Annotated in this window: 16 protein-coding genes and 2 pseudogenes; 8 read left to right on the forward strand and 10 right to left on the reverse strand. The window is 66.8% G+C overall.

Features of this window, described 5'->3' with window-relative positions; all coding sequences use genetic code 11:
* Window positions 1–33 precede the first annotated feature (33 nt).
* The gene (locus DC347_RS13960) at window positions 34–969 is read right to left on the reverse strand and encodes an oxygenase MpaB family protein (RefSeq protein WP_109045875.1); all 936 of its coding nucleotides are present in this window, start codon (window positions 967–969) and stop codon (window positions 34–36) included.
* Between the two features lie 597 nt (window positions 970–1,566).
* Between DC347_RS13960 and DC347_RS21955 the strand changes: the two are divergent.
* Window positions 1,567–1,920: pseudogene (locus DC347_RS21955) on the forward strand (M23 family metallopeptidase); the annotation flags it as partial.
* Window positions 1,921–1,994: 74 nt separating this feature from the next.
* Here DC347_RS21955 and DC347_RS21960 read toward each other — a convergent pair.
* On the reverse strand, window positions 1,995–2,612 hold the full coding sequence (locus tag DC347_RS21960) for a hypothetical protein (protein WP_240617800.1): 618 nt from the start codon (window positions 2,610–2,612) through the stop codon (window positions 1,995–1,997).
* 108 nt (window positions 2,613–2,720) lie between these two features.
* Here DC347_RS21960 and DC347_RS13970 point away from each other — a divergent pair, with 108 nt between their 5' ends.
* Entirely contained in the window at window positions 2,721–3,233 is a 513-nt protein-coding gene (locus DC347_RS13970; RefSeq protein ID WP_109045877.1) for a glutathione peroxidase, read from the forward strand.
* 161 nt (window positions 3,234–3,394) lie between these two features.
* Entirely contained in the window at window positions 3,395–4,324 is a 930-nt protein-coding gene (locus DC347_RS13975) for a phosphodiesterase (RefSeq protein ID WP_109045878.1), read from the forward strand.
* A 54-nt stretch (window positions 4,325–4,378) separates the two neighbouring features.
* Here DC347_RS13975 and DC347_RS13980 read toward each other — a convergent pair whose 3' ends face one another.
* Together DC347_RS13980 and DC347_RS13985 are read right to left on the reverse strand one after the other, a co-directional pair.
* Window positions 4,379–6,016 (reverse strand): stealth family protein, encoded by a 1,638-nt coding sequence (locus tag DC347_RS13980; protein WP_109045879.1) that lies wholly within the window; start codon window positions 6,014–6,016, stop codon window positions 4,379–4,381.
* 49 nt (window positions 6,017–6,065) lie between these two features.
* Window positions 6,066–6,973, reverse strand: a pseudogene (locus DC347_RS13985) (hypothetical protein).
* Window positions 6,974–7,110: 137 nt separating this feature from the next.
* Between DC347_RS13985 and DC347_RS13990 the strand changes: the two are divergent.
* Both DC347_RS13990 and DC347_RS13995 read left to right on the forward strand, forming a co-directional pair.
* Window positions 7,111–7,410 carry a type II toxin-antitoxin system VapB family antitoxin gene (locus tag DC347_RS13990; RefSeq protein ID WP_026264985.1) on the forward strand — a complete coding sequence of 100 codons (300 nt, stop codon included), beginning with the start codon at window positions 7,111–7,113 and terminating at the stop codon, window positions 7,408–7,410.
* Entirely contained in the window at window positions 7,403–8,065 is a 663-nt protein-coding gene (locus tag DC347_RS13995; protein ID WP_109045880.1) for a LytR C-terminal domain-containing protein, read from the forward strand. Before DC347_RS13990 ends, DC347_RS13995 begins: the two co-directional genes overlap by 8 nt.
* Window positions 8,066–8,102: 37 nt before the next feature.
* Here the strand turns inward: DC347_RS13995 and DC347_RS14000 are convergent, their stop codons facing one another.
* Window positions 8,103–8,753, reverse strand: coding sequence for a TetR/AcrR family transcriptional regulator (locus DC347_RS14000; protein WP_109045881.1), 651 nt, complete (start codon window positions 8,751–8,753; stop codon window positions 8,103–8,105).
* Window positions 8,754–8,788: 35 nt separating this feature from the next.
* Window positions 8,789–9,487 carry a DsbA family oxidoreductase gene (locus DC347_RS14005; RefSeq protein WP_109045923.1) on the reverse strand — a complete coding sequence of 233 codons (699 nt, stop codon included), beginning with the start codon at window positions 9,485–9,487 and terminating at the stop codon, window positions 8,789–8,791.
* A 215-nt stretch (window positions 9,488–9,702) separates the two neighbouring features.
* On the opposite strand from DC347_RS14005, the gene DC347_RS14010 reads away from it, so the two are divergent.
* Together DC347_RS14010 and DC347_RS14015 are read left to right on the forward strand one after the other, a co-directional pair.
* Complete coding sequence (locus DC347_RS14010) at window positions 9,703–10,773, forward strand: glycosyltransferase family 4 protein (RefSeq protein ID WP_109045882.1); 1,071 nt, start codon at window positions 9,703–9,705, stop codon at window positions 10,771–10,773.
* A gap of 46 nt (window positions 10,774–10,819) precedes the next feature.
* Window positions 10,820–12,988: a glycogen debranching N-terminal domain-containing protein gene (locus DC347_RS14015; RefSeq protein WP_109045883.1), complete on the forward strand. Its 2,169-nt coding sequence runs from the start codon at window positions 10,820–10,822 to the stop codon at window positions 12,986–12,988.
* Here DC347_RS14015 and DC347_RS14020 read toward each other — a convergent pair.
* Both DC347_RS14020 and DC347_RS14025 read right to left on the reverse strand, forming a co-directional pair.
* The gene (locus DC347_RS14020) at window positions 12,985–13,518 is read right to left on the reverse strand and encodes a GNAT family N-acetyltransferase (RefSeq protein ID WP_109045884.1); all 534 of its coding nucleotides are present in this window, start codon (window positions 13,516–13,518) and stop codon (window positions 12,985–12,987) included. The genes DC347_RS14015 and DC347_RS14020 overlap by 4 nt on opposite strands.
* A gap of 14 nt (window positions 13,519–13,532) precedes the next feature.
* Window positions 13,533–14,492: a D-2-hydroxyacid dehydrogenase family protein gene (locus tag DC347_RS14025; protein ID WP_109045885.1), complete on the reverse strand. Its 960-nt coding sequence runs from the start codon at window positions 14,490–14,492 to the stop codon at window positions 13,533–13,535.
* A 143-nt stretch (window positions 14,493–14,635) separates the two neighbouring features.
* Between DC347_RS14025 and DC347_RS14030 the strand changes: the two genes are divergently transcribed.
* Entirely contained in the window at window positions 14,636–15,838 is a 1,203-nt protein-coding gene (locus DC347_RS14030; RefSeq protein ID WP_109045886.1) for a CynX/NimT family MFS transporter, read from the forward strand.
* A gap of 260 nt (window positions 15,839–16,098) precedes the next feature.
* Here DC347_RS14030 and aceB read toward each other — a convergent pair whose 3' ends face one another.
* The gene (aceB, locus tag DC347_RS14035) at window positions 16,099–17,751 is read right to left on the reverse strand and encodes a malate synthase A (RefSeq protein ID WP_109045887.1); all 1,653 of its coding nucleotides are present in this window, start codon (window positions 17,749–17,751) and stop codon (window positions 16,099–16,101) included.
* Window positions 17,752–18,003: 252 nt separating this feature from the next.
* Window positions 18,004–19,332, reverse strand: a complete 1,329-nt coding sequence (gene aceA / locus DC347_RS14040; protein WP_109045888.1) for an isocitrate lyase — start codon at window positions 19,330–19,332, stop codon at window positions 18,004–18,006.
* Window positions 19,333–19,471 lie beyond the last annotated feature (139 nt).

Raw genomic sequence — 19,471 nt, forward strand, 5'->3', positions numbered from 1 at the left:
CCAGGCCTTCCCAACGGGACGGCGGGCAGTTTCTCAGGCCAGGTCAGCGGCGGGTTCGCCCAGGCGCCGCAGCCGTTCCCGGGCTGCTGCTTCGCTGGGACCCTTGCGCCTGCGGATGCCGCCCAGGGCGAGATGTACGACGCCGAGCACCAGCTTTGTGGCCAGCCGCACCGGAAGCGGGAAAGGGCCTAGCCGTGGAACGGAGAGGCCCAGCATCCGGCGGTACCGGGGCTCCAGGCTGTAAACGGCGGCCGCGAACAATATGCGGTAACCCGGCCTCAGCAGTGGATGCAGGGGTGCGTTGCGGATGAACTCCACCGTTTCCCTGACCCTGCCGTCAGCCCGCAGTTCGCCCTGCTCGTACCAGGCGTCCAGCTGGCTCCGCATCTCTGCCCGGGTGACTGGCGGGTCCTCCACGCCCATGAGCCGCCCGGCCTGGGCCCACTCGCGGACATAGGCATCTTCTCCGCCGGGGATCGGTCCGCCCCAGATCCGGTGGGCGGCCAGGAATCCGTCAGTGAAGGCGATGTGGATCCAGGCCGCCAGCCCGGGATCGTTGGCGCTGTAGGCGCGTTCGGTGCCGGCATTGTCCTGGTAGCTGCCTTGCACCGGTTCATGGAGCCGGCGCACGCGCCGTGAGGCCTCCTCCGCGGCGGCAGTGGAACCGTAGGTCACCGTGAAAATCCAACGGATGGTATTGGCCAGCCGTCGGAGGGGATCCTCGCGGAAGTTGGAGTGTTCATGCACGCCCGCCAGTGCACCGGGATGCAGCGACTGCATCAGCAGTGTCCGGATTCCGCCCACGATCGGGGACATGGAGCCGTGGACCGCCCACACCGCCGACCCTGGCAGGTGGTAGCCGGCATCGTCGCCCTCCGCGAGCCGCAGCGACCACTCCGGTGGTGCATCGGCGTTCCCGGAGAAAGTCTTCTTGATTTCGTCCCGCCAGGTACGAACGAAATTGCGCATGAGCCATTCTTGCCCATTTCGGCCTGTGCGTCAGTCGGCGGCTTGGCCGGCTGGCGCGTCCCTGCACCCAACGCCCACAAAAAACCCGCATTGTGCTGCTCCAGGGTTCCCCGGCGGGCGGACCTGTGGTCCCATGGGACGTACCGTCGAGACAACGCGCGGCAACCCCCGTCCTGGAGTCAATCAATGGGCAATTATTGGGTGCCCGGTAACGGCAAACCGGCCCAGCGGACATTTCCCCACCTGGTCCGTGCCGTGGCCGCCGCCGGTATGGTCGCGGCTGCCGCTTGTGCAGTCAATCTTTCCGGCGGCCCCGCAGGACCCGTCCGGTTGGCAGGGGCGCTCGACCGGGCCCGGACTGCCGTTGACGTGGCGTCGGCCGGGACGGTCGCGGGTACGGACACCCGGGGGGTGGATGGCAGTACCGGGCCGCCGGCCTCGGACCAGGTTGGTGCCGGTTCCCTTCCGCCGGCCGTCGCCTCGGATCCCAATGTCACTTTGGCCTTCCCGCATGCAGCGCTGGGCGGTTTCCAGGATTCGTCGGCGGGAGTAGTGGTAAGCCCGGCCGGTGTAGGCCGGCCGCCGGCAGGCTTCCTGATGGCGCCGCTCCAGGTGCTCGACCCGAGCTCGCCCTTCGGTTTCCGGGTGAGTCCCCTCAGCGGGACTTCGGGAGACTTCCACCTTGGCCAGGACTTCGCGGCCGCTTGCGGAACCCCCGTCTATGCGGCCGACACCGGGGTGGTCCGGGCGGCCGGATGGCATCCTTGGGGCGGAGGCAACCGGGTGGAGATCGACCACGGTGACGGCCTTATCACCACGTACAACCACCTTGAGTCGATTGGCGTCCATACCGGCGACCGGGTCCAGGTGGGCCAGGTTATCGCCCGGGTGGGAACCACGGGCTGGTCAACGGGCTGCCATCTGCACTTTGAGACCATCCAGAACGGCCGCTACACCAATCCCTTGAATTGGAGCTTCCTCCAGCTGCGCGCCGTGGGCCAATCACTCCCGGCCGGCATGGTTTCCTACGGCCCCGGGCCTGGCTTGTCCGACGGGAGGGTCAGCTGGACCATCCCGCTCCAGGTGGACAGGGGATCGTCCCCGGCCGCCGGGCTGGAGGCTTCGCCTGGTCCGGCGCCGCTGCTGCCTGGCCCGGCCCCGTCCGGTACCTTCTTTCCAATGTCCAACGGGCAGTTGACGACGCCGGCCCCAACGGCGTCTGCCCAGCCTTCGCCCAGTGCCCCGCCGCCGTCGTCCGATCCGACAGCCGGCAACCCGACGGCGTCGCCGTCCCCGTCTCCCAGTGAGCCGACACCAACGCCCACGCCCACGGATCCGAGCCCGACGCTGACGCCCACGCCCACGGATCCGAGCCCGACGCCGACACCCGCGCCTCCGGACCCGAGCCCGACGCCGACTGAACCGACGCCGCCGCCCGAACTTGCCGCGACGCCGACGCCGATGCCGAGTGAGCCGACCCCGACGCCGACGGCCACGGAGCCGACGCCTGCACCCGCACCCGCACCGGTGGAGCCGGCTCCTGCCCCGACGGCGCCTGCGACGACGGTGGCGCCCGCACCTGCCCCGACGGCGCCTGAGACGACGGTGGCGCCGGCACCCGCCCCGACAACGCTCGAGCCCACACCCGGTCCAACAACGCTGGAGCCCACGCCTGTCCCGACGACGTCCTAGACGGGAAAATTCTTCAACGTCGGACCCGTACACCGTGCCGACGGCAACGAATTGCCCTTATGAGCTTCCTTTCGCAAACACAGCGCCCGGCGCCCCTGTACCCGATCCCGTTGCTCCTCAACGACGGAACCAGGACGAACTTCGGCCAGTTCAAGGGCAAGGTGGTGCTGGTGGTCAATGTCGCCTCCAACTGCGGCTTCACGCCCCAGTACGCCGGTCTCGAGGCACTCTACGGAAAATTCCGCGACCGCGGCTTCGAGATCCTCGGTGTCCCGTGCAACCAGTTCGCCGGCCAGGAGCCCGGCACCGACAGCGAAATCGCGGAATTCTGCGAGCGCAACTTCGGCGTGACGTTCCCGCTGACAGCCAAGGCGGACGTCCGGGGCCGGAACCAGCACCTGCTGTATTCCGAGCTGACCAAGTTCCGCACCGGTTTGCTGCCGGGAGCGGTGAAGTGGAATTTCGAAAAATTCCTGGTGGGCCGTGACGGGACAGTGGCGGCCAGGTTCGGCCCCACCGTGGAGCCGGACGCGCCCAAGGTCATCGAAGCGATCGAGGAAGCGCTGGGCTGATCCGCCGGGCAGGCCGAATTAAGTCTGCAGAAGCGCAGTTCTTTTGATTTTTTCCACATCAGCTACGGCGATTCACCCCAAGTTTGCCAAATGTCTGATTGGATAAATATTACTGAAGGGTACAAGGGAAGAACGGCTTCCCACCGACCATAGAGGTAGCAATGGAGCACATCGAGGCCGAACATCCCCGGCCACGCCACTTCCTACTCCACTTGAGCGATCCCCACCTGTTGGGAGGTCCAGAACCCCTCTACGGAACAGTCGACAGCGAAGCACGCCTCATCCAGCTTTTCGAGGAAGTCAAGGCGTCCGGTGCACGGCCGGAGGCTGTGATTTTCACGGGCGACCTCGCAGACAAGGGTGATCCCGAAGCCTATGTGAAACTGCGGGCCATCGTTGACCCTGCATGCGAGGAACTTGGCGCCAAGGTGATCTGGGCCATGGGTAACCATGACGACCGTGCGAACTTCCGCCGGGGCCTGCTGGACCAGCCAGGCACCGATGAGCCGGTGGACCACAGCTACTTCATCAACGGGTTGAGAGTCATTACCTTGGACACCACCGTCCCTGGATTCCACCACGGCGAGCTGAGCACAGCACAGCTGGAGTGGCTGGCGCAGCAACTCGAAACGCCGGCCCCGGACGGCACCATCCTTGCACTCCACCACCCGCCGGTCCCGTCGGTACTCGATCTTTCGGTGCTGGTGGAGCTGCGCGACCAAGCCTCCCTGGCGGCGGTGGTCCGCAACTCTGACGTCCGCACCATCCTGGCCGGCCACCTGCACTACTCCACCACGGCCAGCTTCGCCGGTGTTCCGGTCTCGGTCGCGTCAGCATCCTGCTATACGCAGGACCTCAACGTTCCGGTGGGAGGCACCCGCGGGCAGGACGGCGGACAGGCCTTCAACCTGGTGCACGTATACGAGCACACAATCGTGCACTCGGTGGTCCCGATGGGCCGCGCGGCCACCGTGGGTGAATACGTCTCGCCCGAGGAAACCGCCCGGCGCCTGGCAGCTGCCGGAGTCCGGATTCCGGAAACTGCCAAGCAGCGCCGCAGCACCAAACAGGGCGTGGCCAGCAGCAAATAGGCGCGCCGGGTTCCGGAGCCGGCCGCCGGTAAGTCCGGGCACCCGTGCCCGGACTTACTTTTCCCAGGGAGCCTTGATGGGGAAGTACTTTTCCAGGAAGTCGGTCACGGCTTCTGCGCGTTCGTCGGCACTGACTTCGGGGAAACTGCCGTCGTTCAGGCAGAAGAAGTCCATGTTCCGCTTGGCGAGCAGCTTGGGCAGGTAGTTGATCCCGGCCCGCATGGTGGTGTCCACGTAGCGCACCTTCGCGGCCGTCTGCGTGACCGCTCGGCCTGTCAGCAGGGCGTAGTAGTGGTAGAACGAGTTCGTGACGGAGATGTTGTCCGCTGCCCGGAACCTGCTGGCCGCCGTCTTCCGGAATTCTTCCGGGAATTCTTCCTCCATCTGGGCCACGAGGCTGCGCCGCAGCGGAGCTGCAGTGTGTTCCAGGTGCCGGGTGGTGATCCGCCCGAACCGGTTCCAGAGAAGCTTGCGGTTGACCCGGGCGGCGTTCTCAAACCCGCTGCGCTCGGCAGCGTTCTCGCCCAGGCCGATCCTGGTTTCTGCCTCAATGAACTTGGTGATGCCGCCGGGTGTGAAGAACATGTCCGGGCCTACGGGCCGGCCAAAGAACATGTCGTCATTGGAGTAGAGGAAGTGTTCGGACAACCCTTCGATGTGGTGCAGTTGGCACTCGACCGCCTGGGAATTGTGCGTGGGCAGCACCGAGGGATCTGCAAAGAACTCTTCGCTGCGGACGATCGTGACGGACGGGTGCTCTGCCAGCCAGGCCGGAGCGGGGGAGTCCGTGGCGATGAAGATGCGGCGGATCCACGGGGCGAACATGTACACGGAGCGCAGCGCGTACTTGAGTTCGTTGATCTGCCGGAATCGGGCCTCGTGGTCGTCGCCCTCGCCCAGGACCACGCCCTGCTGCTGCGCGCGGCGGGCCGCGATGTACTCCGGAGAACTTCCGTCCACCCAGGAAAAGACCAGGTCGATGTCGAAGCTGATGTCGCTGGCGTGGTCGGCGAACATGTTCTCGATGGTGGGCCAGGTGTGGCCGTAGCGTTCCACCGTGCCGCGGACGGCGTCCTGCCGCAGCATGGTCCTGCGGGTCAGGGAGTTCTCGATGGGGAGGATCAGTTCTTCGCCTTCAAAGGACCACAGCTCGATCTGGACGCCGGCGGAGGCGCCGAACTCGAAACCGCCCACCGGCTCCACCCGCGGCCGGTACAGCCGGAAGATCCGTGCCTGCCGGTTGGAGGACAGCTCGCCGTCGGCCACCAGGACGGAGGTCTTCTTCTTGGCGTCCACGGTCATGGAGTAGAAGGGCTCGTCCCGGCATGCCTCCACCAGGGCGGCGCGGAGTTTCATCCGGCTCTTCCAGTCCAGTGCCACCACGGGGCGGTCGTTGTTGCCGCGGACCAGGAGGTACGCCAGGCCTGCGTTTGCCAGGACATTCCGCAGGAACAGCAGGTCTTCCACCATGGCCTGGTAAGGGGTCCTGGTGTCGTTGATCAGGGCGTAGCGGCCCTTGTGCCGGATGACATCGGGGCGGTGCCTGAGCCGCTGTTCCGCCGCCGCCGACGTGATCTCGGCGTGAAATTGTTCCTCCACGGACGCCTGGCCGCCGTAGTAGACCTCGTCCTGGACCGGTGCTTCTGTAATGGTTGTCTCCGTGGTGGTCGAAGTAAGCTTTCTTACCTGCATGATAGTCCTGCCGTGGTAACAGCAGGTTTCGGACTGCGGCGGCAGGGATTTAGGCGCCCAGCGCCTCCCGCCAGGCGCGCAGGAAAGCACCGCCGGCGTCGTCGTGGATCACTGTGCTGTCCAGTCCCAGGTCCGCTGCCGTGAGGACCGGGTAGGGTTTGCCGGGCACGCCGTCCGCGGGCCGGACGTCAACGTGCTTGACCGGGTGGTCGTTGTGGTGCAGCCAGTCGGCCATCGCGTAGTCGGTCCGGGAATCGCCCACCGTCCGCCAGGCCTGCGGCGTGATCCCCTGGGCGGCCAGCAGTTCCACCGCGCGGCTGGCGCCGAGGTCCTTGCCCAGCCGCACGGACTCGGATCCACCCGGTAGTCCACGGCGTCGTCGGAATTGGGCGCATGGTGGTCCAGCCGGACAACGCCCAGGCCGTGCCTGCCCATGAGCTCCATGGCGTCCGCGTCGAACAGTTTTTGCTCGGCCAGGTACTCGGCGCTGGGCACGTCGATGTGCTGCTCCACCGAGACCATGGCGCGTTTGGTTTCGTCAAAGAACATGTGGGCGGCGTAATCCTCCGCCACCAGGCGCCGGATGTCGTCGCCGTACGCTGCAGGGACAGCCAGTTCCCGGTCCACGTGGATGGGGCCCGCCCCGGCGTTTGTGTAGCTGAACCAGACGGCGCCCTTCTCGCACACGGCGTGGATGACCGTTCCCGCCGGGATTCCGGCGGCGATCATCGGTTCCATGACCTGTTCGCGGATGAACGCGTCCGAGCGGCCGGTGTTGAAGATGACGGGGATTCCGGCCGCCGCGAGTGCCACCAGGTCAAGGATGATGTCCGGCTTCACGTCGCGGGTCACCGGGCTTGCCACCGGTCCGTCCACATCCAGCAGCAGCGCCAGCGGCGGCGTGGATGGCAGGCGGGTTCCGGACACGGGCATGGCGGGGGAGTCGGATGCGGTCATGGCTCCATTCTGTCAGCAGGAACCGGCCCGCTGCCGTGGAATGGTGCGATGTGACGGATGGTCACTGTTTGGCTACAACCTGGCGCCGGTCCGCCCTGATGCTTTCGCTGGGGCGGCGCGGTGCCTACTGTTGCATGGTGATATTCAAAGCTGTGGGCGAGGGCCGCCCTTACCCCGACCATGGTTACAGCACCCCTAAACAGTGGGCGTCGCTGCCGCCGCGGCCGGTCCGGCTGGACGAACTGGTGACCACCAAGCGCACGCTGGACCTGGAGGCCTTGCTGGCCGAAGATTCCACGTTCTTCGGTGACCTGTTCCCGCACGTGGTGCAATACCAGGGAACCCTTTACCTGGAGGACGGCCTGCACCGCGCGGTCCGTACGGCACTGCACCAGCGCACGGCGATCCACGCCCGGGTCCTGGTGCTTGATGGCTAGCCGCGCGCCGAAGGACCCCAGCGTCCTGCACGGCCACCGGGTGGTGTCCGGAGCCGAGCTGCGGGCGGCGATGGAAGCGGCCAAGGACGCCGACGAAACGGCCCGGGTCCGCCGCCGCGTGCTCCACGGCGTGGTCCTGGTCCTGTTGGTTGGGCTGATCGCCGCGGCCATCATCGTTGCCCTCGCCATCATTAACGGGCGGCTGAAGGTTCCCACGGCCGAGCCCAGCCAGAAGCCGGTGTCTTCGTGCCCCACGGCGGTGTTCGACTACACGCCCAACGACAAGGTCAGCCTGAACGTCTATAACTCCACCACCCGGGCCGGCCTGGCCCGCTCCGTGGCGGATGAGTTCCTGGCGCGGAAGTTCGCGGTGGGCAATGTGTCGAACGTCAATGCCGGCTACCGGGGCGTTGCGGCGGTGGTCTCTGGAGCGGCCGGGCAGGCCGCCGCTTTCACGGTGCAGCGCAACGTTCCGGGGTCCGACTACTTCCAGGACAGCAGGACCGACGCCAGCGTGGACGTCATCCTGGCCCATGACTTCGCAGCGCTCGTCCCGGCCGATGTGGTGGACCAGACCCCGGGGACCCTGGGCTGCCCCCGGGAAAGCCGCCGCATTGCGGATGCCAACAAGCTTCCGGTAGTGCCGGCGCGCTGACCACGGCTTAGCCGGCCGCCGCTTAGCCGGCCGCCGCTTAGCCGGCCGCCGCTGGAAGGCCGGCCACGCGCAGGGGCCGGCCTTCGTCGTCGAACCTTGCTCCCGCACCCAGCTGGATGAACCGCACCGTCCGGGCCACGCGCGCTTCCAGTTCGGCAGGCTCGTCGCTGCCCCTGGCGGCACTGGAGGACAGCGTGCCCAGGATTAGCTGGGACTGCTGCCCCAGGTCCGCTACCGGCAGGTAGCCCTGCTCCATGCCGTCACGCAGGATGCCCTGCAGCAGGGTGCTGAGCTCGCTGACATGGTCTGAGAGTTTCGCAAAGGACGACGGCGACAGCACGGCGCCCATGGCCGGTCCGGGCGGGAGGTGGCGGCGGCTGAGGTCAACCACCTGGGCGCGGACGTACAGGGCCAGCCGTTCCACCGGGTTCTCCAGGCGGCCCAACGAGTCGCGCAGGTCCGAGAGGAACTTTTCCGTCTCCTCCAGCGCGTGGGAAATCAACAGTTCTTCGATGTCCGCGTAGTAGTTGTAGACGGCGGTCCGGCCCACCCCTGCGTGCCGGGCCACGTCCGTCATGGTCAACCCGGGAAGGCCGTGGGTGAAAAGGAGTTCGCCGAAGGCTGTGAGGATACGGCGCTGCGTGTCAGCGCGTTGTTCGGCGTTGCTGGCCGCTGAAATCCTGGGCATGCAGACACTTTACCGCGATGTGTCAGTAAACGGCGCTAGATTGCGCAGCCATCCGGACCGCAGGCCCCGGCCTCCGCGGAATCGACCAACACCAACGGGTTGGCTTCCTGCCACGCCTGGTTAAGCGCGCGCGTGAACGTTTCCGCCGGCTGGGCGCCGGACAGGCCGAACTTGCGGTCAATGACAAAGAAAGGGACACCACTGATGCCCAGGGACTGGCCTTCCTGGAAATCGGACCGCACCGCGTCCGAGTACTTGTCCGTGGTGAACAGTTCGTCCACCTCGTCCTCCGGCAAGCCAAGCTCCCGGCCCAGTCCTGCCAGGTATTCCCGGCTGCCAATGTCTTTGCCGTGCTCGAAATGGTCGCTGAGGAGGCGCTCCTTGGCGGCGTCCTGCTTGCCGTGGACGGCAGCGAGGTGGATCAGCCGGTGGGCCGTGAAACTGTTGGCCACCACCACCTTGTCGAAGCGGTAGTTGAGGCCCTCGTCCTTGGCCTGCTGTGCCACGTGCTCGAACATCTGCGAGACCTGCTGGGCCGGCATCCCCTTGCGGCTGCTCAGGTATTCCAGTTCGGTGCCATCGAAGTGCTCCGGCAGCCCAGGATCCAGCTGGTAGCTCCGCCACACCACATCAACATCATCATGGTGCGGGAAGGATGCCAGGGCGGCCTCAAAGCGGCGTTTGCCGATGAAGCACCACGGGCAGGCGACGTCGGACCAGATCTCAATCTTCATGGCCTGCATAACCGGCCGGCAGGGGCCGCCATTCCGGCACCTGCCATGAGATCCGCCACATTGGGTCTTGTGGCAGCGGCCGTCGTGGGCAATAGTCGGATCAGGTGGTCATGCAGCGGCCCTCGGAATCGAAGACTCATCGGGTGCAAGAGCGCATCCGGCGTAATTTTGCCCGGCCTGCTGGGGAGCCCGGCCTGTAACCTGGGAGGCCAGGAATGCGGATTGGACTTGTCTCAGGGCCGTGGATCCCGGTCCCGCCGGCAACCTACGGAGGCACGGAAAGGGTGGTGGACGCCCTTGCCCGGGGCTTCGCCGCCGCCGGGCACGAGGTCCTGCTCGCGGCACCGCTCGAGAGTACGTGCCCGGTTAGGCTCGTTCCGGGGATGCGGCCCGCCGAGTACGAAGGACTCGGCACCAGCATCAGCGAACTCAGCCATGTTGTCAGGGCTTACGAGGGACTGCAGGACGTCGACATCATCCACGACCACACCATGGCGGGGCCCCTCTACCTGCACCGGCCGGCCGGGGTCCCGGTGGCCACCACCATCCACGGGCCCATCCACGCCCAAGCGGCGGATATCTACCGCGCCGTTGCCCGGCGTGGTGCCGTGATCGCCATCTCCAAGGACCAGGCGTCGCACGCCCCCGCTGTTCCCGTCACCCGGATCATCCACCACGGGATGGACCTCTCCGCCGTCCCCGTGGGGACCGGCAGCGGCGGCTACCTGTGTTTCGTTGGCCGCTCGTGTCCGGACAAGGGACTCCTTGAGGCCATCACCATCGCCAGGCAGGTTGGAATGCACCTCAAAATTGCGGTCAAGATGCGCGAACCGGAGGAGGTCCGCTTTTTCCGGGAAGTCATTGAACCAATCCTGGGCCCCAACGAGGACTTCGTCGGGGAAGTGGACGATGCCGCCAAATACCGGTTGGTCGGCGGTGCAACGGCATTCCTGAACCCTATCCAGTGGTCCGAACCGTTCGGCCTGGTGATGATCGAGGCGCTCGCTACCGGCACACCGGTGATTGGGACGCTCATCGGAGCGGCTCCGGAAATTGTCGAGCACGGCCGGACGGGATTCCTGGGAAAAACCGAGGAACTGGCCGGCTTTGTGGCGGCCGCGGCCGGGCTGGACAGGGCTGTGTGCCGGCAAGCCGTGGAAGAGCGCTTCAGCGCCGCCCGGATGGTTGCCGACCACCTGGAGCTCTACGCCGAACTCATAGAAGGGAGGACGCCCTCAGGGGTTCCGCAGGTTCCCCGGGTGCACCAGAATTTACTGGGGGCCTGAATGCTTCCCGATCCAGGGGGCATCTGCCGGAGAAGGGAGCCTTTCCATGACCGCCTGGAACGAAGACAACGAGGCAGCAGTATCCGATTCGGGATCGGTCACGGTCTTGGAGGGATCGTCGTTCTGCATCTCCTCCGGCACGGGCGACATCAGTCCTGACGCCGGAACCAACGGAGCCTTCTTCCAGGACACGCGGATCATCTCGCGCTGGATGCTCAGGATCAACGGCGCATTGCGCGAACCATTGTCAGCCCAACGCCCGCAACCGTTCGAGGCCACGTTCGTGGGCCGAGCCAAATGGCCCGGCGGCAGGTTTGACAGCCCCCTGGTGGTCCGCCAGGTCCGCCACATCGGCCCGGGGCTGCAGGACGACATTTCCCTCGAAAACTATGCGGCCGAACCGGTGGAGTGCGAGATCGAGCTGCTCGTCGACGCCGACCAGGCAGACCTCTTCGAAGTAAAGGGCGGCCGTACCAGCGGCCTGGACGATACCACCCGGGCCATCACGGACGGGAGGCTGGTCATCGAAGCATCACGGCACGGCCAGCAACGAGGGACCGCCGTCGGCGCACGGGGGGCGGAGGTCAGCACGGACGGGCTGCGGTTCCATGTCACTGTTCCGGCACGGGGCAAATGGAGCACCAGCGTCATAGTGGTGCCCTTGGTCAACGGTGAGGCGCCGGAGGAACCCTTCAAGGAGGGGCGGCTTCCGCACCACCGGGAAGGGGTTCGCCGGCACCTGGACTGGGAGGAAGGCGTTCCGCGGATCAGCATCGAGGACTCCAGCTTCCAGAACGTGCTCAACCGGAGCCAGAGCGACCTTGGTGCCCTGCGCATCTTTGATGCCCACCATCCCAACCGGGCTGCGGTGGCGGCCGGGGCGCCCTGGTTCATGGCCCTGTTCGGCCGGGATTCGCTGCTGACCTCCTACATGAGCCTGATGGTCAACCCCAACCTCGCCTTGGGCACGCTCCAAACCTTGGCCGGGATCCAGGGTAAGAAAGTGGACGTGGATTCCGAAGAGGAACCTGGCCGCATCCCGCATGAGGTCCGGCTCGGCGTCACTGCCGGCCTGTCCCTGGGAGGGACGGCGTACTACGGCACCGCCGACGCCACCCCCCTTTTCGTCTCCACCCTGGGGGAGCTAAGCCGGTGGGGCCTTTCCCGGGACGCGATCCAGCCCCTGCTGCCACACGCCGACCGGGCGCTGGAATGGATCGAAAAATACGGCGACCGGGACGGCGACGGTTTCGTGGAATACCTCCGGCCCAACGACCACGGCCTGGTGAACCAAGGCTGGAAGGACTCCTGGGACGGGATCAATTTCGCCGACGGAACCATCGCCGAAGCCCCGATCGCCCTCTGTGAAGTCCAGGCGTATGTCTACTCCGCGTACCTTGGCAGGTCCCTGCTGGCCCACTGGAGCGGCGATTCCGCCCTCGAAAAGCACTGGGCAGACAAGGCAGCCGCCTTCAAAGAGGAGTTCAACAAGAAGTTCTGGCTGCCGGACAAGGGCTACTACGCGGTGGCGCTGGACAAGGACAAACGGCCCGTCGATGCGCTGACCTCGAACATCGGCCACTGCCTCTGGACGGGCGTCGTGGACGAAGACAAAGCCGTGTCCGTCATGGAGAACCTGATGTCCCCGCAGATGTTCACCGGCTGGGGCATCCGCACGCTGGCGTCCGACATGGGCGCCTACAATCCGGTCAGCTACCACAACGGCTCGGTGTGGCCCCACGACACGGCACTGGTGGCCACCGGGCTGATGCGCTACGGGTTCGTGGACGAGGCCAAGCGGGTGGCCTCCGGGATCCTCGACGCCGCCCGGCATTTCGACGGGCGGCTGCCGGAGCTGTTCTGCGGGTTCGACCGTGGCGAATACCCTGGCCCGGTTCCGTATCCCACCGCGTGCTCGCCGCAGGCCTGGGCCGCGGCGGCGCCCGTGCAACTGGCACGGATCCTGTTGCGGTTCGACCCCGTCTTCACCCGCGGGGTGGTGCACCTGGCACCGATCCTGCCGGAGACAGTGGGCACGTTCCGGGCCGAAAATGTCCTGCTGGACGGAAGCCGGGTGACCATCAAAGCCACCGGAACAACCGGCACCATTGAAGGCCTTCCGCCGGGACTGAAGCTGCTGGCCGAGCCCCGGCCGCCGCTGGCCTACCCGTTGGAAGCGGCGGCGGCGGGCCTTGGCGCCCGCAGGCTCCCCTAAGGGAGGGGGCGTTCCAGCACGAAGTCGTGTTCCACCGTGCTGCCCAGCCGGAAGGACTTGGTTCCCACCTTGCGGAAACCCGACTTCCCATAGAAGCGGATGGCCCGGGCGTTCTGGCTGTTGACGCCCAGCCAGGCGCCCGCCGCACCGGTTGCGGCGGCTGCCTCAAGGCTGGCGTGCATGAGCTCGGCGGCGGCGCCCAACCCGTGGTAGTCAGGGTGGACGTAGCACTTGCTGATCTCCACGGACGGGACCAGCGTCAGCGCGGAGGAAACGTCCGGGTCCGTGGCGGGCCGGTCCACCAGCAGGCTGTAGCCGGTGAGCGGGCCGTCGGCATCGATGACCAGGATGGTGATGTCCGGGTCAGCGAGGTAGCCCGTGAAGTGTGCTTCGCTGAGCGTGTTGGCCAGGTGCGCGGCGATGTCGGACGGTGACGACGACGGCGGGCAGGCAAGCGGAAAGGTGACGGCTGCCAGCTCGGCCAGCGGGCCGGCGTCGTCCGCTGTTGCCCTGCGGATGCTGTGGGTCATGGGCGCCTTCCGGCTCAGTCGGTGATGGTGCGGATGGGGGAGCCGGCCAGCCAGGCGGTGATGTCCTCCACGGCTCCGCCGTAGAACTGCCGGTAGCTTTCCTGCGTGACGTAGCCCAGGTGGGGCGAGAGTACCGTGTTGGGGGCGGCCTGGAGCGGGTGCCCGGCCGGCAGCGGTTCCTGGTCGAAGACGTCCAGGGCCGCGCCGCGGATCCAGCCCTCGGCCAGGGCCCTGAGGAGTGCGTCCTGGTCAACCAAGGGCCCCCGCGCCGTGTTCACGAGGATGCCTTCGGGGCCGAGCAGCCGCAGTTCTTCCTCGCCCACGATGTTTTCGGAGCGCGGGGAGAGCCGCAGGTGGAGGGTTGCGACATCGGCGAGGGTGAACAGTTCCGCCTTCGAGACCAGGCGCGCGCCGGCGTCGGCCGCGGCCTCCGCCGTCAGGTTCGGGCTCCACGCCACCACGTCCATCCCGAAGGCCCGGCCGTACGCCGCTACCCGGCGGCCGATCTTGCCCAGCCCCACGATGCCAAGGGTCTTCCCTGCCAGCTCGAAGCCCACCGTGGACTGCCAGCCGCCGGCGCGCAGCGAGTGGTCCTCGGCCGGCAGATGCCGTGCGATGGCCAGCAGCAAGGCCCAGGTCAGCTCCGGGGCGGCAGTGGGTGAGCCGGGCGTGCCGCACACGGTAACTCCGTGCTCGGCCGCCGCCGCGACGTCGATCGAGGCGTTGGCCATGCCGGTGGTCACCAGCAGCTGCAGGGCGGGAAGTTGCTCAAACACCTCACGCGGGAACGCGGTCCGCTCGCGCATGGCGATCACCATGGTGGTGCCTGCCAACGCCGAGACCAGGGCGTCGCGGGAGGCGAAGGGTTCCCGGTACGAGGTGATGGTGACGCCCGCAGCCTCCAGGGCCGCGAAGTCGGCGAAGCCGTGGGCCACGTCCTGGTAGTCATCAAGGATGGCAAGCCGGTGCGTCATGGGTGTCCTTTGCGGTGTCCAGTCGTCCACAGTCACGTTCATCGTATGGCAGGGCCGCGCAGGTGGTCGCCTGGAGTTCCGGGCTCGCGCGGCGTGATAGCAATGAGGGTGATGAATCAAAGCCCATTCCCCATGTTGTCCCTGTGAGCGCCGGCGTCCTTTCCCGCGTGCCCAAGAGCTGGATCCTGCTGGCCTGCATCGGCCTGCTGGCCCTGAACCTGCGGGGCCCCTTCGTGGCGGTCGCGCCCCTGGTGGACCTCATGCAGGCCGAATTGCACTTCTCGCCGGTCATGCTGGGGCTGCTGACGAGTATCCCGGTGCTCTGCTTCTCGCTTGCTGCTCCATTGGCCTCTCTGGCGGCGCGGAGGTTCGGGGCAGAGTTCGCCGTCACGCTGACCATCCTGGGTGTCCTTGCCGGCGTGGTGGTCCGTTCCGCGGGCGGCCCGGTGCTGGTGGTGGCCGGTACCGTGCTCATCGGGGTGGCCATCACGGTGGGAAACATTGCGGTGCCCCTGATCATCCGCCGCGATTTCGCACCGCGCCGGCAGGGGACCGCCATGGGGATCTACACGGCGGCATTGAACATCGGGTCCTTCCTGACCTCGGTGGCCATGGCCCCGCTGGCAGCGGTCACCGGGTGGCGGCTTGCGCTCGCCGCCGTCGCTGTCCTTGCGGTCGCCGCCATTGTGGTGTGGGTCCTGGCGGTGGGGCCGCGCACGGCATTCCTGGTGTCGGATCCGGATGAGGCCTCGGGTGGGGACGGGCAGCGGGCGACGGCGCGCAGTTCCGGCTGGACAACGTTCGGGCTGACCGCGGGCTTCGGCGGCCAAGCGTTCTCCTACTACGGCGTCACCGCCTGGCTGCCCAGCTACCTGCACGACGAACTGGGGATGAATGCCGCCCAGGCCGGTGCCGCGTCCTCGATCTTCCAGATCCTGGCGATCGTGGGCGGCCTTGGCGTTCCCTTTGCGGCCAAATACATGAGTACGACGGCGGTGGCGGTCACCTTGGGGACGTTGTGGCTTGCCGTCCCCGTAGGGCTCCTGGTCCTGCCGCAGCTGTGGTGGCTGTGGTCCACGTCCGGCGGCATCGCCCAGGGCGGCGGCATCACCCTGATCTTCATCGCCGTGATCAAGCTGGCGCGCGACCAAGCCTCCGCCGGCCGGATGTCCGCAACGGTCCAGGGCCTTGGCTATTGCCTCGCTGCCATTGCCCCTCCGCTGGTGGGCTTCGTCCACGACACGTCCGGCTCGTGGACGCCGGCCCTGCTGGTCATCCTGGCCTCCGTGCTGACCTTCTTCGCCAGCACCACCCTGTCCGTGCGGAAGGTGCCGAAGGGGCGCTAAGGCCGCGTCCGCCGTCGGACGTTCCGCCACCCCAACGCCCGCTCACTTGATGCACCAAACGGCGGAACGCCCGCTCACTTCTTGCATCAAACGGCGGAACGCCCGCTCACTTTCTTGGGGAAAGTGAGCGGGCGTTTCGGGTTTTCCTGCAACAAGTGAGCGGGGGTGTGAGGGGTGCTCCGTCGCCGGGCCGGCGCCCCGGATTTCGGGGGGCCTGTTGCGAAGGGCGTGCCGGCCCGGCAAACGGAAGTTGTGGTGGGTCAGGCCGCTGCCAGCTCCTCGACCGTGGCCTTCTCGCGGGCTTCCGTGAGGTAGCGGGCATAGGCGGGGAGCGTCAGGAAGGACGGGAACTCACGGCTGAGCGTGACTTCCTCGAAGATGTCTCGGGCGTCCTCGAAACGGTCGCCGTCGAAGCGCTCCAGCCGGGCGAATTCCTCGTCCAAGAGTTCTTCCACCCACTCGTGGCTGATGATCTCGCCCTGGTCCGTGATGGCGCGGGCGTAGATCCACTGCCACAGCTGCGACCGTGAGATCTCCGCGGTGGCGGCGTCCTCCATCAGGTTGTGGATGGCTACGGCGCCGTTGCCGCGGAGCCAGGACTCGATGTAGCGGATGCCCACCTCGATGTTGTTCCGGATGCCCTGCTCGGTGATGGTGCCGGTGGTGGCAGCGACGTTAATCAGGGCGCGGTCATCGGGGGTGACGTCCTCGCGGAGCCGGTCCAGCTGGTTGGGCTTGCTGCCGAGGACGCCGTCAAACACTTCGCGGCAGACGGGCACCAGGTCGGGGTGGGCCACCCAGGAACCGTCGAACCCGTCGTTGGCCTCGCGGGTCTTGTCCGCACGTACCTTCTCGAGGGCGTTGGCGTTGGCTTCCGGGTCCTTGCGGTTGGGAACGGCTGCGGCCATGCCGCCGATGGCCATGGCACCGCGCTTGTGGCAGGCCCGGACCAGCTGTTCGGTGTAGGCACGCATGAACGGCTGGGTCATGGTCACCTGGCCGCGGTCCGGGAGGACGAAGCGCGGGCCGCGGGTACGGAAGTTCTTGATCAGGGAGAAGATGTAGTCCCAGCGGCCGGCGTTCAGGCCCGAGGCGTGGTCGCGGAGTTCGTAGAGGATCTCCTCCATCTCGAACGCTGCCGTGATGGTTTCGATCAGCACGGTGGCTCGGATGGTGCCCTGCGGGATGCCGAGCAGGTCCTGGGCCAGGATGAAGATGTCGTTCCACAGCCGGGCTTCCAGGTGGTTCTCGATCTTGGGCAGGTAGAAGTAGGGGCCCTTGCCCTGGGCGAGCAGGCGGCGGGCGTTGTGGAAGAAGAACAGGCCAAAGTCCACGATGCCGCCGGCGATGGGCTGGCCGTCGATCAGCATGTGCTTTTCCGGCAGGTGCCAGCCGCGGGGGCGGACCACGATGGTGGGCAGGTCGCCGTCCGCCTTCAGCTTGTAGTCCTTGCCTTCTTCGGTGGTGAAGTCGATCCGGCGCTCCAGCGCGTCGGTGAGGTTCAGCTGGCCCTTGATGACGTTCCGCCAGGTGGGGGTGGAAGAGTCCTCCATGTCGGCGAGCCACACCTTCGCTCCCGAGTTCAGGGCGTTGATGGTCATCTTCTTGTCCACCGGGCCCGTGATCTCGACGCGGCGGTCCTCCAGGCCGGGTGCCGGGGGAGCCACCCGCCAGGACGAATCATTACGGATGTGCTCGGTCTCCCGCAGGAAGCGCGGGTCCGTTCCGGCGGCAATGTCGGCCCGCCGCGCGCGCCGTGCCTGCAGCAGCTCCTGGCGCCGCTCAGCGGTGGCCCGGTGCAGCTTGGCAATGAAGGAGAGGGCATCCGGCGTCAGCACCTCGTCCTGCCGGCAAATGGGCTGGGCGGTCAAGGTAATGCCATTGATCGTGAAGCTGTCAGTGAAGCTGTTCATTTCAGTCTCCTTAAAGACGAAAGGGAAGTTCGACGGCGGGACTTGCCTGGGTGGGGCTGGAAAGGGAAATCCTCCGCGTGCTATTCCCCATCCCCGCCGTATGACCTCGCAGAGCTCGGTCGACGGCAGGGACAGGGCCCCTTTTACGCACGCTTCCGGATTCCCCTTCCCGGCCAGGCGGCACGCTCAGGTGGGTGCCGCCGTCGTGCCTCTCCGGTGAGCGAAGCGAACGGGTCACCGGTGGGCGGGGGATTAGTGGAACTGGCCCTCTTCGGTCGATCCGACCAGGGCGAGGGTGGAGGCGTTGGGGTTGAGCGCCGTGGAGATGGTGTCGAAGTAGCCGGTGCCGACTTCGCGCTGGTGCTTGGTTGCGGTGTAGCCGCGGGATTCGGAGGCGAATTCCTTCTCCTGGAGTTCGACGTAGGCGCTCATGCCTTCACGGGCGTAGCCGTGGGCGAGGTCGAACATCGAGTAGTTCAGGGCGTGGAATCCGGCCAGGGTGATGAACTGGAACGTGAAGCCCATGGCGCCGAGTTCGCGCTGGAACTTGGCGATGGTGTCATCGTCCAGGTGCTTGCGCCAGTTGAACGACGGCGAGCAGTTGTAGGAGAGCATCTGGTCCGGGAACTCGGCCTTGACGGATTCGGCGAACTTGCGGGCCAGCTCCAGGTCCGGGGTGCCGGTCTCCATCCAGATGAGGTCGGAGTACGGGGCGTAGGCCTTGGCGCGGGCGATGCAGGGTTCGATCCCGTTGCGGACCTTGTAGAAGCCCTCGGCGGTGCGCTCGCCGGTGATGAACTCCTGGTCCCGCTCGTCTACGTCGGAGGTGATCAGGGTGGCTGCCTCGGCGTCGGTGCGGGCAATGACGACCGTGGGGGTGCCGGCGACGTCGGCTGCCAGGCGGGCCGCGTTCAGGGTGCGGACGTGCTGCTGGGTGGGGATCAGCACCTTGCCGCCGAGGTGGCCGCACTTCTTCTCCGAGGCGAGCTGGTCCTCCCAGTGAACGCCGGCCGCGCCGGCCTGGATCATGGATTTCATGAGTTCGTAGGCGTTCAGCGGGCCGCCGAAGCCGGCTTCGGCGTCCGCGACGATCGGGACCAGCCAGTCCTCGACGGTTTGGATGCCCTCGGAGAACTCGATCTGGTCGGCGCGGAGCAGGGCGTTATTGATGCGGCGGACCACGGTGGGAACGGAGTTGGCCGGGTAGAGCGACTGGTCCGGGTAGGTGTGGCCGGAGTTGTTGGCGTCCGCGGCCACCTGCCAGCCGGAGAGGTAGATGGCGCGCAGGCCTGCCTTGACCTGCTGCACGGCCTGGTTGCCCGTGAGGGCACCTAGGGCGTTCGTGTAGCCGCCGGTCTTGTGCTCCTCGGTGAGCTGCTTCCACAGCTTCTCCGAACCACGGCGGGCCAGGGTGTGTTCCTCGGAGACACGTCCCCGGAGACGGACGACGTCGGAGGCTGAGTAGTCCCGGGTCACACCTTCCCAGCGGGGGTTGGCGGCCCACTCGAGCTCCAGGGCGGCGGCCTGCTGAGTTGTGTCCTGGCCGGACGGCTGCTGGGTGGGCTCAAATGCTGCAGTCATCGTTGATCTCCTTGATTGAGCTCCGGATGGAGTAGGTGGGAACCTCGCCGTTGAGGTTCCCACCGGCTTATCCGGTGCGGTGTTTCTTTCCGTGACAACTACTTTTCAGCACTTTCAACCCCCTTTCTAGATGAAAACT

This window comes from Pseudarthrobacter sp. AG30, assembly GCF_003116525.1.
Lineage (GTDB): Bacteria > Actinomycetota > Actinomycetes > Actinomycetales > Micrococcaceae > Arthrobacter.

What these genes read in the sequence shown, in the direction of transcription:
- DC347_RS13960 (WP_109045875.1), bottom strand. Translation starts at nt 969, where the DNA reads ATGCGCAATTTCGTTCGTACCTGGCGGGACGAAATCAAGAAGACTTTC.
- DC347_RS13970 (WP_109045877.1), top strand. Translation starts at nt 2,721, where the DNA reads ATGAGCTTCCTTTCGCAAACACAGCGCCCGGCGCCCCTGTACCCGATC.
- DC347_RS13975 (WP_109045878.1), top strand. Translation starts at nt 3,395, where the DNA reads ATGGAGCACATCGAGGCCGAACATCCCCGGCCACGCCACTTCCTACTC.
- DC347_RS13980 (WP_109045879.1), bottom strand. Translation starts at nt 6,016, where the DNA reads ATGCAGGTAAGAAAGCTTACTTCGACCACCACGGAGACAACCATTACA.
- DC347_RS13995 (WP_109045880.1), top strand. Translation starts at nt 7,403, where the DNA reads ATGGCTAGCCGCGCGCCGAAGGACCCCAGCGTCCTGCACGGCCACCGG.
- DC347_RS14000 (WP_109045881.1), bottom strand. Translation starts at nt 8,753, where the DNA reads ATGCCCAGGATTTCAGCGGCCAGCAACGCCGAACAACGCGCTGACACG.
- DC347_RS14005 (WP_109045923.1), bottom strand. Translation starts at nt 9,487, where the DNA reads ATGAAGATTGAGATCTGGTCCGACGTCGCCTGCCCGTGGTGCTTCATC.
- DC347_RS14010 (WP_109045882.1), top strand. Translation starts at nt 9,703, where the DNA reads ATGCGGATTGGACTTGTCTCAGGGCCGTGGATCCCGGTCCCGCCGGCA.
- DC347_RS14015 (WP_109045883.1), top strand. Translation starts at nt 10,820, where the DNA reads ATGACCGCCTGGAACGAAGACAACGAGGCAGCAGTATCCGATTCGGGA.
- DC347_RS14020 (WP_109045884.1), bottom strand. Translation starts at nt 13,518, where the DNA reads ATGACCCACAGCATCCGCAGGGCAACAGCGGACGACGCCGGCCCGCTG.
- DC347_RS14025 (WP_109045885.1), bottom strand. Translation starts at nt 14,492, where the DNA reads ATGACGCACCGGCTTGCCATCCTTGATGACTACCAGGACGTGGCCCAC.
- aceB (WP_109045887.1), bottom strand. Translation starts at nt 17,751, where the DNA reads ATGAACAGCTTCACTGACAGCTTCACGATCAATGGCATTACCTTGACC.
- aceA (WP_109045888.1), bottom strand. Translation starts at nt 19,332, where the DNA reads ATGACTGCAGCATTTGAGCCCACCCAGCAGCCGTCCGGCCAGGACACA.